The organism is Salana multivorans (assembly GCF_003751805.1).
GTDB lineage: Bacteria > Actinomycetota > Actinomycetes > Actinomycetales > Beutenbergiaceae > Salana > Salana multivorans.
On sequence record NZ_RKHQ01000002.1, the window covers coordinates 1,027,440 to 1,042,903 of the forward strand.

Genomic DNA, 15,464 nt, shown 5'->3' on the forward strand with positions numbered 1-15,464 from the left:
CACCTCACAACTTGGTAACGATATGAAACGTAAGACTGGCGCTTTCGTATCCTGCCGCCTACAGTCTGTCTTGGCCACATGGCCGTGCGGGCGCGCCGGCAAGCGTGCACCGCCACGTACTCAAGGAGGAGAAGGACTATGCAGCGCAAGCTTGCGATGGTCGCGGCACTCGGGGCGGCGACGGCGCTCGCCCTGGCTGGATGCTCGTCGTCGAACCCCGGCACGGGTGGGACGACCGGCTCGGGCAGCACCGACGGGTCGTCGGGCTCGACCGACGGCGGCGGCTCGGGCGGCGACATCACGCTCGACTTCAGCCAGTGGTGGGAGGTGGAGCTCGCACCGGGCGTCATGCGCGGTCTCATGGACCGGTTCGAGGAGGAGAACCCGGGCGTCACGGTCAACCTCATCTCGAACCCCTACTCGGCCACCGTCGACCTCCAGACCTCCGCCGCCGCGACGGGGACGCTCGCCTGCCTCGTCGCCATCAACGGCGCGAGCGTGTACGACCTGAAGACGCAGGGCGCCATCACGAACCTCAGCACCCTCATGGACGAGGCCGGGTTCGACCCGTCGACGCTGGTCAGCAACGACCAGATCGACGGCGCCACCTACATGGTGCGGGCGCTCAACTTCGCGTACCCGATGTACTACAACCTGGACCTGCTCGAGGCCGCGGGCATCACCAAGCTGCCCGAGACGCGCTCGGAGTTCGAGGACGCGGCCACCAAGGTCACCAACCCGGACACCAACGTCTACGCGTGGTCGCTGCCGATCAACGTCCAGTCCCCCGCCGGGTTCGACTCCCAGTCCTGGCTCTGGGCCTCGGGCGGCCGGTTCCTCAAGGACCGCAAGCCGAACTTCGAGACCCCGGAGATCGCGAACTGGCTCGGGTTCCTCAAGTCGCAGTACGACGCCGGCGTCATCACGCCCGGTGCCTTCACGCAGCAGGAGCAGCAGAAGGTCGAGGAGTTCACGGCCGGTCGCAACGCCATGATGAACGGCTCGCTCGCCCACATCTCGGGCATCCGCGAGTCCAACCCCGACCTCAGCTTCGACATCGGGTACGTCCCGGTCGAGGACGGGTTCACGGGTGAGCGCGGCCTCGCCGGCGCGAGCTGGGGCATGGGCATCGCCGAGAACTGCGAGCACAAGGCCGAGGCCTGGAAGCTCGTCGAGTTCGTCATGAGCACCGACGTCAACTCGGAGCTCGCCACCGAGGCGACCGGCTTCCCGGGGTCGGTCGACGCCGTCCCGGGCTACGTCGACGGCGACCCGCTGTACGAGAAGGCCTTCGAGGTCTACCAGAACAGCGAGTTCGTGACCGAGCTCGAGGGCCTGCCGAACGCGCTGGACCTCAACCGCAACCTCAACGAGAACCTCGTCCGGCTCCTGCAGGGCGACGCGACCATCGAGGAGACGCAGTCCTCGCTCCAGGAGTACTGGACCGGCGTCCTGGGCTAGTCCTGGGCTGATCGGCCAACACCCGGCCGGCCAGCGTGCGCGGGGCGCGTCACGCGCCCCGCGCACACCCGCGTGACCCCCAGCGCGGCCCACGACGTCCAACCCCCTGTCCCCCGCGAGGTTCCGATGACCGCACCCCCGCTCGTGCGCACGAGTCGCACGCCCCACCCCGTCCGCCGCTCCCGTCGGCTCCGCGACAACCTGACGGCGTACACCTACATGTCGCCGACCATCCTCGTGATGGCGCTCATGATGGCCACCCCCGTCGTCATGGTCTTCATCTACTCCACGCTGAGCAACGTGGTGATGGTGAAGGACTCGACCTTCGTCGGCGCCGCCAACTTCGCCACCCTGTTCGGCGACCCGATCTTCCGCAAGGCGATCGGGAACACGCTCATGTTCACGGCCGCGTCGGTCACGTTCCACCTCGTCCTCGGGATGCTGTTCGCGCTCATGCTCAACAGCACGCTCATGCCGCGGCTGGCGTCGTCGATCTTCCGGGTGGTCTACATCCTGCCGTGGGTGTTCACCGCGTCGATCGTCGTCATCCTCTGGCAGCTCCTGCTCAACCCGAACGGCGTCGTCAACTACCTGCTGCGCACGCTCCACCTCATCGATCAGCGCGTCGAGTGGTTCTCCAACCCCGATCTCGCGCTGCTCACCGTCATCTTCATCAACATCTGGGCCGGCTACCCGTTCTTCATGGTGAGCCTGCTCGCCGGTCTCCAGGGCATCCCGGCCGACCTGTTCGAGGCGGCCCAGGTGGACGGCGCTGGCGGCGTCGGCCGGTTCTTCCACATCACGGTGCCCCAGCTCATGCCGATCATCGTGGCGATGGCGATGCTCGACTTCATCTGGAACATGCAGCAGTTCCCGATCGTCTGGCTCGCCACCGGCGGCGGGCCGCTCAACGCGACCGAGACCATCGCGACCTACACCTACAACCTGGCCTTCTCCAAGCACCAGTTCTCGCTCGCGGCGGCGAGCGGCGTCGTCCTCTTCCTCGTGTCGATGGTCGTCGCCCTGGTCTACGTGCGCCACCAGAAGGCGAGGGACTGACATGACGACCGCAACCCACCCCGCCCGGGACGTCCGGGCCGACCGCGGTCCGAGCGCCAGCCGTCGACGGCGGCTGATCCGCGTCTGGCTGTGGATCGGGACGCTGGTCGGCGCCTTCTACGCCGGCGGCCCCGTCCTGTGGATGCTCACCAGCTCGGTCAAGCCGAACACGGAGATCTTCGCCTACCCGCCGACGTTCATCCCCGAGCGCTTCACCCTCGCCGCGTACGCCGAGATCCTCGGCAACCCGGAGAAGGTCCGGTTCTTCCTCAACAGCTACACGGTCGCCGCCGGCGTCGTGCTGCTCACGCTGTTCGCCGGCATCATGGCCGGCTACGCGCTCAGCCGGTTCGACTTCCGATTCAAGGGGCCGCTCGGCGCGATCATCATCTCGATCCAGGCGGTCCCGCCGATCACGCTGCTCATCCCGTACTTCGGGCTCGTCGTCTGGCTGCGGCTCTACGACACCCTGTGGGCGCTCATCCTCACCTACATGGTGGCGACGATCCCGTACGCGATCCTCATGATGACGGGGTACTTCAACACCATCCCCAAGGACCTCGACGAGGCCGTGAAGATCGACGGCGGCGGCACCTTCCGCACGCTGTGGCGGTTCCTCGTGCCGATCGCGCGGCCGGGCATCGTCTCGGTCGGCGCGTACACGTTCATGGTCGCCTGGAACGAGTACCTGTTCGCCCTGACGCTGACGCAGAACCGCTCCAACCGCACCGTCCCCGTCGGGATCCAGCTCCTCATGGGCGAGCACTCGTTCCAGTGGAGCGAGATGATGGCGATGAGCGTGCTCGGCTGCCTGCCGGTGCTCATCCTCTTCCTGTTCTTCCAGCGGCAGTTCGTCGGGGGAATGACCGCGGGGGCCGTCAAGACGTAGACCGCCCCGACCGCCCAGCGTCAGCCACCCAGCCCCACCCCCACCGCCTCACCAGAAGGACGACACCACCATGCTGCTCTCCGGCACCGACATCCTCGCTCCCGCGGCGGCGAACGGCTTCGCCGTCCCCGCCTACAACATCTCCGACTACGGGATGATGGTCGCCGCCATCGCCGCGTGCGAGGAGGTCGGCTCCCCGATGTTCATCGCGATCCACCCGTCGGAGTGGGAGCTGGTCGGCGACCCGTTCGTCGCCTCCGCGCTCGAGGTCGCTCGCACGTCGTCGGTCCCGGTGGCGATCCACCTCGACCACGGGGCGACGTTCGAGCAGGCCATGGCCGCCGTCCGGCTGGGCTTCACGTCCGTCATGATCGACGGCTCGCTCCTGCCGTACGAGCAGAACGTGGAGCTGACGCGGCGCGTCGTGGAGTCGGCGCACGCGGCCGGCGTCTCCGTCGAGGGCGAGATCGGCACGATCGGGCCGCGCGACCCGCGCAGCGCGGAGGAGATGAAGCGCTTCTCCTACACGACGCCGGAGGAGGCGAGCCAGTTCGTCGCCGACACCGGCGTGGACTCCCTCGCCGTCGCGATCGGGACGGCGCACGGCGTGTACCCGCCGGGCGTCAAGCCGGAGATCAACGTCGAGCTGGTCTCGCGGATCGCCGCGACGGTCGGGGTCCCGCTCGTCCTGCACGGCGGCTCGGGCGCCGTCGACGCGGAGGTCACCGAGGCGGTCTCCCGCGGCATCGCCAAGGTCAACGTGTCCGCCGACATGAAGCTCGCCTACTTCGCCCGGCTGCGCGAGGTGCTGAGCGACCCGGCCGTCCGTGAGCCGCACGACGCCTACCCGCCCGCGCTCGACGCGCTCAAGGCGGCCGTCCGGCACAAGGCGGAGGTGTTCGCGTCGGTCGGGGCCGCGCGGCACTACGACTACCGCCCGGTCGGTCTGCGCGCGCCCATCTGGACGGCGTCCGCCGCCCCCGTCCTGGAGCACTGACCACCTCCCGAGGGAACGACCCGCGTCCCGGCCGCCGATGTGGCCGGGACGCGGGTCGTTCTCCGTTCCGGGGTGGTCGGCGTCCCCGAGGCACTCGAGGCCCCGACGAGGGCAAGGGTGGGCCCCCGTTCCGAGGGGGAGTGGAACGGGGGCCCGTGCGGTGGCGTCCTAGAGGGAGTGGACGATCACCGCGTCGTGGCGCGGCGGCGCAGGAGCATCGTGGTGCCCCCTGCGAGCAGCAGTAGTCCTGCCGCCGCGACGAGTCCGAGGATCCCGGCACCGGTCGAGCCCAGCTCGGGTCCGGGTGTGGGCGAGGCGACCGGCGTCGAGGGAGACTCCGACGGCGAGTCGGGCGGCGTCGGGGTCGGCGTCGGGCCCGGGATCACCGGCGCGGGAGCGCAGGCCTCGGCCGTGCTGGAGTCCTCACCGGTGGTGAGGGTGGCCTCGTTGAGGAACCCGGTCCCCTCCTCGCCCTCGGTCAGCTCGCAGTCGGCCTGCTCCTGGGTGAGGCCGACGGGGACCCGGACGTCGACCTCGACGACGTACCGGTGCACCTCGCCCCCGGCGATCGGCACCTGGGTGGCGATGACGGGCTGGCCCGCGCCGTCGAAGCCCGGGGTGAGCTGGATCTCCTCGAGCTCGGGCGGGACCGTGACCCGGACCCCCTCCACGACGATGCCCTCACCCGGCCGCAGGGTGTCCGACAGGTCGTAGGTGCCCGACGCCGTGCCCTCGCTGGTGACGACCACGTCGTAGGTCAGGGTCGTGGTGTGCTCACCGGTCAGGGGCGTCTGCTTCGTGAGCTCCTTCGTGATCGCGATCGCGACGTTCCGGTCGATCACGATCCCGGCGTTGCGCGTGAGGTCACCGGTGTCCGCGGCGAGCGTGAACTCGGGCGTGAGACCCGTGGCGACGTCGACATCGGAGTAGACACCCTCGCTCGAGGCGTGCTGCTGGGTGAACGTGTGGTTCACGGGCAGCCCCTCCGGAGCGACCTGCACCTGGTAGGTGCCCGAGGCCAGCTCGGGGAAGGAGTACTCGCCGTTCCCGTCCGTCGTGGTCTCCAGCGAGACCGGGTTGCCGTCCTTGTCCGTCCCGGTCAGCACGACCCGGATCCCGGGCACGCCCGGCTCCCCCGCGTCCCACAGCCCGTTCTTGTCCAGGTCCTCCCAGACCAGGTGCCCGATGCTCGAGGCGACGACCTTGACGTCGCGCCGGGCCGGCCCGACGCCCTGCGTCACGCCGTCGGCGCGGCCGGAGGTGATGTTCCGGTAGACGTCACCCGAGTGGTTGCCGACCGGGGTCATGAGGATGTCGACCTGGAAGTCGTCGTCCGGGTCGAACTCCCCCGGACGCAGGAAGCGCAGCCCCGTGACCTCCTCGTTCGAGGCCGGGCAGTCCGCGGCCGGATCGGCCGGATCACTCGACTCGCCGCTGACCACGGCGCCGCCCGTCGGGGCGTCGCACCACACGGTCGAGCCGTCGGCGAGGTTGCTGGCGGCGGACGGGTTGGACTCCAGCTCGCCGGAGGGCCGCTTCGTGTACAGGATCGTCACGTCGGTCGTGCCGGCCGCCGGCGCGGCGGAGTCGAACCGCAGGCTGCCCTGGAAGTCGTTGCCCGCCAGACCGTTCGCCGGCAGCACGTCGATCACGTCGACGTTGCCCACGTTCGGCGGACCGTCGATGTTCGCGAAGAACACGCTCCACCTCAGCGTCCGCGGCGTCGCGACACCCTCCGGGTTCACCTCGATCACCCCGGGGTCGGCCGTCTTGGAGATCTTCAGCCCCGTCGGCACGACGAGCTGCATCTGGACGTCGTCCGACCGCACCCCCACCGGCGAGGTGTCGGCGGGCGACGCGATCACCGTCTCGTTGGTGAACGTGCCGTTGCGGGCCACGTCCAGGATCTCCACCGTCACCACGATCGGCTCGATCGGCGCCCCCACCGCCAGCTCACCCAGGTCCCACCTCAGGTACTGCTGGTTCGCCGGGCACGCGATCTCCGCCTCCGCGGGCGCGCCCATCTGCACGACGACCGGGTTCAGCGCCGCTGCGCCCTGGGCCGCGGAGTCGAAGACCTGGAACCGCGGCAGGCAGTCCTCGATCGTCACCTGCTGCTTCTGTCCGTCGACGGTGACGTCACCCGTCAGGGACGGGTCGAGCCGGTACCGGATCGTCGAGCCCGACGTGTACTGCGGCACGGCCGCGTCCGTGAACTCCCCCGACCCGGGAACCCGCTCCACCAGCTTGCGGATGCGTGCGCGCGCGTCGCCCTGCCAGAGCCGGTCGCCCTGGTTCTTGGTGTGGGTGACCGGGTCGTACGTCGGCATCTGCTCGCGGTGGGTGCCGGAGAACACCTCGTCCGTCGTCCTGGTGCCGTCCGCGAGGACCTGCGAGGCCCAGTTGCCGATCGGGGCGGCGTGGTCGCCGTCCAGCACGACCATCCCGACGGCGAGCCGGAAGATGGTCTCGCCGAACGTGGTGCCGGCCGGGAAGGTCGCGACCCAGGTGACGCGCACCCGGTTGATGCCGTCCCAGACCGTCCGACCCTGTGCGTCGACGGTCGGCGCCACGACATCGTCCGGGTTCTCCGACCACGTGCCGGTCGAGCAGTCGGCGTCAGCTCCCGGACCCGCGGGGCCGGAGCTGTACTCGACCTTGTAGCTGCCGATGCCGCTCTGGTCCTGCCCGATCGTCGAGGCCGGGAGGTTGTAGTACGGGTGTCGGACCAGCACCGGGAAGACCGGCCGGCCGTTGCCGGGGTAGGCCGACGCGCTGCTCCCGTTCCAGTCCGGGTGCGACGCGAGCGCGAGCCGGTCCCCGTCCCAGACGTCACAGGTGACGAGCGTCTGCGACGTGTTGGTGCCCGCGGCGCCCTGCGCCGAGGTCATCAGGAGGGAGTAGACCCCCTGCCCCTGCATGACCACCGTGTTGCCGTCCTTGATCCGGCCCGACCCGGGCGGGCCCGGCAGGTTGGTGGCGTCTCCCTGCATGAAGGTCCCGCTCGGGGTGTTGTCCTCGACGCCGGGGATGCCGGTGAAGGCCTTGTCGATCGTCCCGTTGAGCTGGATCCGGATCGTCTGGTTCCGCGCGTCGTTGTCCGGGTTGGCGTCAGTGATCGGCTGTCCGTCGATCGTCCTCGCCGTGAGGTCCGTGAACTCGTTGCGGGTGGCCAGCGTCATGGCGCCGCCCTCCGGCGTCGTGCCGAACTCGACGATGGCCGCCATCGGGACCGCGACCGAGAGCTCGAACGACGCGACGTACGCCTTGTTCGCCGGGAGCGCGTTGCCGCTGCCCGTCGTCGTCGGGACGGTGAACGCCGACGTGTCCGCGTCGGTGATGGTGATGGTCGACGGCTCTCCGCGCGGCGCCGTCGGGCAGGAGATCGTGCCCGAGTTGCGCGTGGCGTTGGCCTCCGTCGCATAGCTCGCCGACAGGTAGGAGTACGGCAGGCTCGACCGGAAGCCGGAGCCCTGGCCGATGCTGCCGCAGCTGCTGACCTGCGGCCCGTACGCCGCCTTCGCGTCCGCCTCGGATCCGGCCGACGCGACCATGGCCGCCCAGGTGCTCGCGCCGTAGAAGGCCTCGGGGTCGACGTCGTCGACGAACGTGATCGGGCTCTGCAGCGGCGTCGTCCCGCGACCGCCGGCCGGCACCGTGATCGTCACCGGGTAGGCGATCCGGAAGCATGCCTCCGTCTCGTGCGGAGGCGGACAGGCGGCCTGGCTCTGGAACAGCGGACCGGCGTTCGCGCTGGACGCGTCGTTGTTCTTCGACAGGTCGAACGTCGCCGCGGCCGACACGGTCACCGGGTCGGGGCCGATCGTGGCGGGCTCGGTCACCTGGTCCGAGGTCACCTCGAAGGTGAGCTGGTCCATGACGGTGCCGTTCGGCACCTCCGAGCGCACCTGCGCCAGGAACGAGTAGTTCAGGGCCGTGCCCATGGCCTCGTTCCTGAGCACGCACGTCACGCTCTGACGCGGCAGCGACTCCCACGACGTCGCCGTCAGCGGCGACGCCGGAGCCGGCAGCTCGACCGGATCGACGGAGCTGCCCGCGAGGCAGAACGGCGGGAGCTGCACGAGCTCCTGTCCCCGCGGCAGCTCGAACCGAATCGTCGGCGCCGTCTGGTCGTCGCCCTCGTACCGGATGCCGATGGAGTAGGTCAGGGTGTCGTTGGTCCGCACGACGTCGTTGTCGGGACCGGAGTCGTTCCCCGGGTCGTCGTTGTCCTGGAACGGTGCCGTGCCGCTCGTCTGGACGAAGGTGAGCGAGAGGCTCGCTAGATCATCGGCGAACGCAGGAGAGGCAAGGAATACCCCCCCCCCCAGCGCCAGGGCTGTCAGCCCGGCTACCAGCCGAGCACGAGCAGGTGAAGAACTACGCATGTGATGCCCCCATACATGTGAAACCGACCAGGCGCGCATCCTCGCCGGCGCAAGTCCCTGGCCCGGTGACCATAGCAGGCAACCCGACCCATCGCACCTCAACCCGATCCCACTCCGCCAGACCAGGCTCTAGTCGATCCCGTCCGATCCCGTCCGACCCGGCTCGACCCCGTTCGACCGGAGCCGCCCCAGGTTGAGCTGGACGGATCGGGACGGATGCGGACGCATCGTCTCGCTCCCGGACGGGTCACCAACATGCCGGACCGAGTCCGACCGGCGCCGCCTTCCTCGCCTTCCAGCGGCCGCCTCGGCCACCGCGCCCACCGCGGTGTCGACCCGTGCCGTCGGGCCAGCGCGCGCCCGCGGTGGCAGAGTTGTCCGGTGCCCGTGACCGACCCCTTCGGCTCCCCCGAGCCCGCCGGCTCCCCCGCCACCCTCGATCGCTCCCGCGTCGACGCGCTCCGCCGGCGCACGATCGTCCTGCTCTCCGTCGCCCAGGTGTTCAGCGGCCTCGCGGCCGGCTCGGTCGTGTCGATCGGTTCGCTGCTGGCCGTCGAGATCACCGGGAACGACGCGTTCGCGGGGTCGGTCACCACCGCGGCGACGCTCGGCGCCGCCTTCTCCGCGCTCTGGCTCGCCCGCCTCGCGCTGGCCCGCGGCCGCCGCGCGTCACTCAGCTCGGGCCTGCTGCTGGCCTCCGTCGGGGCCGTCGCGTTCGTCCTCGCGTCGGTGTGGCAGAGCTTCCCGCTGCTCCTGGCCGGCGGCGCACTCATGGGCGTCGGTTCGGCCGTCAACCTTCAGGCGCGGTTCGCGGCGACCGACCTGTCGACACCGGGCAGCCGCGCCCGCGACCTCTCGCTCGTCGTGTGGATGAGCACCGTCGGCGCCGTCACCGGCCCCAACCTGGTCGGGCTCGGCGGCCCGCTCGGCCGCCTCACCGGGCTGCCCGAGCTCGGGGCGGCGTTCCTCTTCTCGCTCGCCGGCATGCTCGCGGCGATGCTCGTGCTGTGGATCGGCCTGCGGCCGGACCCGCTCGCCGTCGCGCGCGAGGGCGAGCACGGGCACAGCGTCGTCACGGGGGTCCGCACCCGCGTGCCGATCACCGAGGCGCTGGCGACGCTGGCGCGCTTCCCCAGGGCCGTCGGGGCGCTGCTCGGGATCCTGGTGGCGCACGCCGTCATGGTCGCCGTCATGTCGATGACGCCGGTCCACATGGCGGGGCACGGTGCCAGCATCAGCCTGGTCGGTCTCACCGTGAGCCTGCACATCGCCGGGATGTACGCGCTCTCCCCCGTGATGGGCTGGCTCAGCGACCGGATCGGCGCCCCCGTCGTGCTCGTCCTCGGCCTGCTGACGCAGGTCGCCGCGGTCGCCGTCGCCGGCACGTCGGGGGCCAGCGCGGGCGCGACGACGATCGGTCTCGTCCTGCTCGGCGTCGGCTGGTCGGCGGCGACGGTCGCCGGGTCGAGCAGCATCGCCGGCGCCGTTCCCGGTGACGGCCGCGTGGCCATCCAGGGCCTCTCGGACTCCCTCATGTCGTTCGCCGGCGCCGGCGGCGGCGCGCTGGCCGGGGTCGCCCTGGCCCGCATCGGGTACGACGGCCTCAACCTGGCCGCCGGGGTGCTCGCCGCGGCCGGCGCCGTCGCCGCGTTCCTGGTCCAGCGGCGCGCGGCGACGCGGGACGCCCCCGTCGTCTGACCCCGCCGATGGCCGGGGCTCGTCAGCCGCGGCCGACGAGCGTGCGCACCTCCGCCGCGAGCACGACGGACCCGAGCGCGACGACCCCGGCACCGGCGCCAACGCCGTACGCCTCGGACTCGGCCAGCTCGACCGCGAGCGTCAGGGCCTCGTCGAGCCGCTCGGCGACGTGGACGCGGTCCTCCCCGAACACCTCGCGGGCCAGCTCGGCCAGGTCGTCGACCTCCATCGAGCGCATCGACGTCGAGCGGGAGACCACGAGCTCCGCGAGCACGGGCTCCAGCTCGACGAGCATCCCCTCGACGTCCTTGTCCGCCATCGCGCCGAACACGCCGACCAGCCGCTCGAACGCGAACGCCTCCTCGAGCGTGTCGATGGCCGCGCGGACCCCGGCGACGTTGTGCGCCGCGTCGACGAGGATGGTCGGCGAGCTGCGGACGATCTCCATCCGTCCCGGCGAGCTGACCGACGCGAACGCGGCCTCGACCACGTCGGCGGGCAGCGCGACACCACCGAGGAACGCCTCGACGGCCGCGAGCGCGACGAGCGCGTTATGGGCCTGGTGGCGCCCGTGCAGCGGCAGGAAGACGTCCTCGTAGACGGCGCCGATCCCGCGCATCGACACGAGCTGGCCGCCGACGGCGACGGCGCGGGACAGCAGCGCGATCGGGGTCGTGCCGTCCGGGAGCGCGGCGAGCACGGCCTCCGCGTCGAGCTCGGCGACACCCCCGTCGGCGTCGGCGTCGGCGTCGAACGTCTCGATCTCCACGACGAGCCGGGCGCCGACGGCGACGCACCGCGCGGCGATGACCTCGAGCACCTCGCTCTCCTGGTTCCCGACGACGGCGGTGGCCCCCGGCTTGATGATCCCCGACTTCACGGCGGCGATCTCCGGCAGCGTGTGGCCGAGCCAGCGCTCGTGGTCGTGGCTGATCGGCGTCAGCACGGCGACCTCCGCGTCCACGACGTTGGTCGAGTCCCACTCGCCGCCCATGCCGACCTCGAGGACCGCGACGTCGACCGGGGCGTCGGCGAAGGCGGCCAGCGCCATCGCCGTCAGCACCTCGAAGAACGACAGCTCGCCGCCCGCGCCGTACTTGCCGGACGCGACCAGCTCGGCGTCGATCATCTCGATGTAGGGCGCGACGTCGTCCCACGCGCGCACCCACTCCTGCGCGGTGAGCGGCTCGCCGTCGATCGCGATCCGCTCCCGGACGGTCGACAGGTGCGGGGAGGTGAACCGGCCCGTCCTGGTGCCCAGCTCGCGCAGCAGCGCGTCGATCATCCGGGCCGTCGACGTCTTGCCGTTCGTCCCCGTGAGGTGGATCGCGCGGAACATCTGCTGCGGCGACCCGAGCACGTCGACCACGCGGGCGACGCGCTCGATCGTCGGATCGAAGTCGTGCTCCGGCGTGCGGCGCAGGATCTCGCGGTAGATCTCCCGCGCGCGCTGCTCGGACTCGCCCGCCTCGCTCGCGCGCCGCGCGTCGGCCCCGTCCCGGCTCATGCCAGCTCCTCGCTCGTGCTCGCGTCCCGGCGCAGGTCGACGACCGCGACCGCTCCCCTGGCCAGCTCCCCCGCGTCGACCGGCCCGATCGCGAGCGACGTCGCGAGCGTCTCCCGCGCGATGTGGTCGCGCCAGGTCTCTGCGTCCGCGACGCGTTCGTCCGGGACCCCGAGACGCAGGTCGATCCGGTCGCTCACGTGCAGGTCGGCGGCCTTGCGCGCGTCCTGCACCTGGCGCACGACGTCGCGCGCGAAGCCCTCGGCCCGCAGGGCGTCGTCGAGCGCGAGATCGAGGACGACGAAGCCGCCGCCCGGGAGGACCTGGACGGCGAGCTGCCGCTCGTCGCCCTCGTCGGCGGCGCTCGCCTGGGTGACGAGCTCGTACTCCCCGTCGAGCAGCACGACGCCGCCGGCGACGACCGCGCCGTCCGGCCCCTGGGTCCAGTCGCCCTCGCGGGCGGCTCGGATGACGGTCTGGACGTCCTTGCCGAGGCGCGGTCCCGCGGCGCGCGCGTTGACCGAGAGCCGGGTCTCCACGCCGTAGCGGGCGGCGGCGTCGGAGGCGAGGTCCTCGAGCGCCACGGCCTTGAGGTTGACCTCGCTCGCGACCAGGTCGGCGAACGGCGCGAGCGCGGCCGCCTCGTCGGCGTCGCTCAGCACGACGACGAGCGAGCGCAGCGGCTGGCGCACGCGGACCTTGTTCGCCTTGCGCAGCGCGTGCGCCGTCGAGACGACCTCGCGGACGCGGTCCATCGCCGCGACGAGCCCGGGGTCGGCGACGAGCGCGGGCTCGACGTCGTAGGTCACGGTCCCCCCGTGCTCGCCGTCCTCGGTCTCCCGCGTCGTCACCGGCCAGTCCGTCAGGTGCACGGACTCCCCGCCGGTGAGCCCGCGCCAGATCTCCTCCGTGAGCAGCGGCGCGAACGGCGCCATGATCCGGGTGAGCGCCTCCAGCGCCGTGCAGAGCGTGTCGAAGGCCCGGGTGTCCTCCGCCCAGAACCGCTCCCGCTGGGTGCGGACGTACCAGTTCGTCAGGAGGTCGATGTGCTCGCGGATGAGCCCGCAGGCCGCGGCGACGTCGAACGCGTCGGCCGCGCGCGTCACCTGGACCGCGAGGTCGTGCGTGCGCGCGAGGAGGTAGCGGTCCATCACTGGCAGGTCCGCCACGGCCTCCGGCGCGACCGGCTGCGCGAGGTAGCCGGCGCCGCCGTTCAGCGTCCCGGCGTAGAGCGCGAAGAAGTAGTACGCGTTCCACAGCGGCAGCAGGACGCCGCGCACCTCGGCCCGGATGCCCTCCTCGGTCACGACGAGGTTGCCGCCGCGCAGGATCGGCGAGGACATGAGGAACCAGCGCATCGCGTCGGACCCGTCGCGGTCGAACACCTCGTTGACGTCCGGGTAGTTGCGCAGGCTCTTGGACATCTTGCGCCCGTCCGAGCCGAGCACGATCCCGTGGCTCACGCACGAGCGGAAGGCCGGCCGGTCGAACAGCGCCGTCGCGAGGACGTGCAGCGTGTAGAACCAGCCGCGCGTCTGCCCGATGTACTCGACGATGAAGTCGCCCGGGTAGTGATGCTCGAACCAGTCGGCGTTCTCGAACGGGTAGTGCACCTGGGCGAACGGCATCGAGCCGGAGTCGAACCACACGTCGAGCACGTCGGGGATGCGGCGCATCGTGCTCCGACCCGTCGGATCGTCGGGGTTCGGCCGGGTGAGCCGGTCGATCCACGGCCGGTGCAGGTCGGGCTGGCCGGCGTCGTTGCGCGGGACGTCGCCGAAGTCGCGGGCCAGCTCCTCGAAGGAGCCGTAGACGTCGATCCGCGGGTACGCCGGGTCGTCGCTCACCCACACCGGGATCGGCGTGCCCCAGTAGCGGTTGCGGCTGATCGACCAGTCCCGCGCGCCGGCGAGCCACTTGCCGAACTGCCCGTCCTTGATGTGCTCCGGCGTCCAGGAGATCTCCTGGTTCAGCTCCCCCATCCGGTCCCGGAAGTCGGTGACGCGGACGAACCAGCTCGACACGGCCTTGTAGATGAGCGGGTTCCGGCAGCGCCAGCAGTGCGGGTAGGAGTGGTCGTAGGTCTCGTGGCGCACGACGAGCGGCCGACGCTCGGCCGGCACCGCGGCCAGCGGACCCGAGCCGGCCTTGAGGTCGGCGATGATCCGCGGGTTCGCGTCGAAGACCTGCAGCCCCGCGTAGTCGGGGACGAGCGAGGTGAACTCCCCCGCGTCGCCCACCGTGACGATCGGCGTGATGCCGAGCGCGTCGCAGGCGAGCATGTCGTCCTCGCCGAACGCGGGCGCCATGTGGACGAGCCCCGTGCCGTCGTCGGTCGTGACGAAGTCCCCGGCGAGGATCTGGAAGCACGCGGGGTTGTCGGCCTCGGCGCGGCCCGCGTCGTCGGTGAAGTACGGGAACGGCGGGAAGTAGCGGCGGCCGACGAGGTCGGCCCCCGCGATCTCGGCGACGACGCGCGGCTCCTCGCCGAGCTCGCGGGCGTAGGCGGACAGGCGGGCGGCGGCGAGCAGCACCCGGGTGCCGGGAGCGGCGAGCGCCACCGGCGTCCCCTCCTCCGGCTCGACGACGACGTAGGTCACCCGCGGGTTGACGGCGACCGCCTGGTGGCTCGGCAGCGTCCAGGGCGTCGTGGTCCAGACCAGGAGGTCGGTGCCAGCCAGGACGGCGTCGAGCTGGTCGTGGTCGTTGGCGGGGGCGAGCGCCGGCGCGAACGGGAGCCCGACGGTGAGCGCCGGGTCCTGGCGCATCTGGTAGACGTCGTCGTCCATCCGCAGCTCGTGGTTGGACAGCGGCGTCTGGTCGCGCCAGCAGTAGGGAAGGACGCGGAAGCCCTCGTACGCGAGGCCCTTGTCGTAGAGCTGCTTGAACGCCCACAGGACCGACTCCATGAAGCCCGGGTCGAGCGTCTTGTAGTCGTTCTCGAAGTCGACCCAGCGCGCCTGGCGCGTGACGTACTCCTCCCACTCCTTGGTGTAGGCGAGCACCGACTCGCGGCACGCGGCGTTGAACGCCTCGATGCCCATCTCCTCGATCTGGGACTTGTCCGTGATCCCGAGGATGCGCTCGGCCTCGAGCTCGGCGGGCAGGCCGTGCGTGTCCCAGCCGAACCGCCGGTCGACGTGCCGCCCGCGCATCGTCTGGTAGCGCGGCACGACGTCCTTGACGTAGCCCGTCAGCAGGTGGCCGTAGTGGGGCAGGCCGTTGGCGAACGGGGGGCCGTCGTAGAAGACGAACTCGTTCTCGCCGTTCTCCCCCGTCGGACGCGCGGCGACGGACTTGCGGAACGTGTCGCCGATCAGCCAGGAGGCGAGCACCCGCTGCTCGATCGCGGGGAAGGAGGGGGAGGCCACGAGGCCGGCGTCGGTGTGGCGGGGGTAGCTGTCGCTCGTCAACTTCTGCTCCGGTGGTGCTGGCGATTCGCTGGTCGGTCCTGCGTCGTGCGTGCTG

General features: G+C 71.3%; 8 protein-coding genes. 5 read left to right on the forward strand and 3 right to left on the reverse strand.

The features are described 5' to 3' along the window. Window positions 1–138: 138 nt before the first annotated feature. The 4 genes from EDD28_RS16780 (at window position 139) to EDD28_RS16795 (ending at window position 4,406) form a co-directional block, all read left to right on the forward strand. On the forward strand, window positions 139–1,461 hold the full coding sequence (locus EDD28_RS16780) for an ABC transporter substrate-binding protein (RefSeq protein WP_170169535.1): 1,323 nt from the start codon (window positions 139–141) through the stop codon (window positions 1,459–1,461). Between the two features lie 126 nt (window positions 1,462–1,587). Next, window positions 1,588–2,520, forward strand: coding sequence for a carbohydrate ABC transporter permease (locus EDD28_RS16785; protein ID WP_123740841.1), 933 nt, complete (start codon window positions 1,588–1,590; stop codon window positions 2,518–2,520). Window position 2,521: 1 nt separating this feature from the next. Then, a complete protein-coding gene (locus tag EDD28_RS16790; protein ID WP_123740842.1) occupies window positions 2,522–3,409 on the forward strand; it encodes a carbohydrate ABC transporter permease in 888 nt (295 codons plus the stop codon). A 70-nt stretch (window positions 3,410–3,479) separates the two neighbouring features. Continuing rightward, entirely contained in the window at window positions 3,480–4,406 is a 927-nt protein-coding gene (locus EDD28_RS16795; protein WP_123740843.1) for a ketose-bisphosphate aldolase, read from the forward strand. A 185-nt stretch (window positions 4,407–4,591) separates the two neighbouring features. On the opposite strand, the gene EDD28_RS16800 is transcribed toward EDD28_RS16795, so the two are convergent. Next, on the reverse strand, window positions 4,592–8,593 hold the full coding sequence (locus tag EDD28_RS16800; protein ID WP_123740844.1) for an SdrD B-like domain-containing protein: 4,002 nt from the start codon (window positions 8,591–8,593) through the stop codon (window positions 4,592–4,594). 582 nt (window positions 8,594–9,175) lie between these two features. Here EDD28_RS16800 and EDD28_RS16805 point away from each other — a divergent pair. Then, window positions 9,176–10,492, forward strand: coding sequence for an MFS transporter (locus EDD28_RS16805; protein WP_245968139.1), 1,317 nt, complete (start codon window positions 9,176–9,178; stop codon window positions 10,490–10,492). A gap of 22 nt (window positions 10,493–10,514) precedes the next feature. Here EDD28_RS16805 and EDD28_RS16810 read toward each other — a convergent pair whose 3' ends face one another. Together EDD28_RS16810 and ileS are read right to left on the reverse strand one after the other, a co-directional pair. Further along, window positions 10,515–11,999 (reverse strand): bifunctional folylpolyglutamate synthase/dihydrofolate synthase, encoded by a 1,485-nt coding sequence (locus EDD28_RS16810; protein ID WP_123740845.1) that lies wholly within the window; start codon window positions 11,997–11,999, stop codon window positions 10,515–10,517. Then, the gene (ileS, locus tag EDD28_RS16815) at window positions 11,996–15,409 is read right to left on the reverse strand and encodes an isoleucine--tRNA ligase (protein WP_123740846.1); all 3,414 of its coding nucleotides are present in this window, start codon (window positions 15,407–15,409) and stop codon (window positions 11,996–11,998) included. The genes EDD28_RS16810 and ileS overlap by 4 nt, the downstream gene beginning before the upstream one ends. Between the last annotated feature and the right edge of the window lie 55 nt (window positions 15,410–15,464).

Coding starts and splice junctions, on each gene's coding strand:
- EDD28_RS16790 (WP_123740842.1), top strand. CDS start 2,522: ATGACGACCGCAACCCACCCCGCCCGGGACGTCCGGGCCGACCGCGGT.
- EDD28_RS16810 (WP_123740845.1), bottom strand. CDS start 11,999: ATGAGCCGGGACGGGGCCGACGCGCGGCGCGCGAGCGAGGCGGGCGAG.
- EDD28_RS16780 (WP_170169535.1), top strand. CDS start 139: ATGCAGCGCAAGCTTGCGATGGTCGCGGCACTCGGGGCGGCGACGGCG.
- EDD28_RS16795 (WP_123740843.1), top strand. CDS start 3,480: ATGCTGCTCTCCGGCACCGACATCCTCGCTCCCGCGGCGGCGAACGGC.
- EDD28_RS16785 (WP_123740841.1), top strand. CDS start 1,588: ATGACCGCACCCCCGCTCGTGCGCACGAGTCGCACGCCCCACCCCGTC.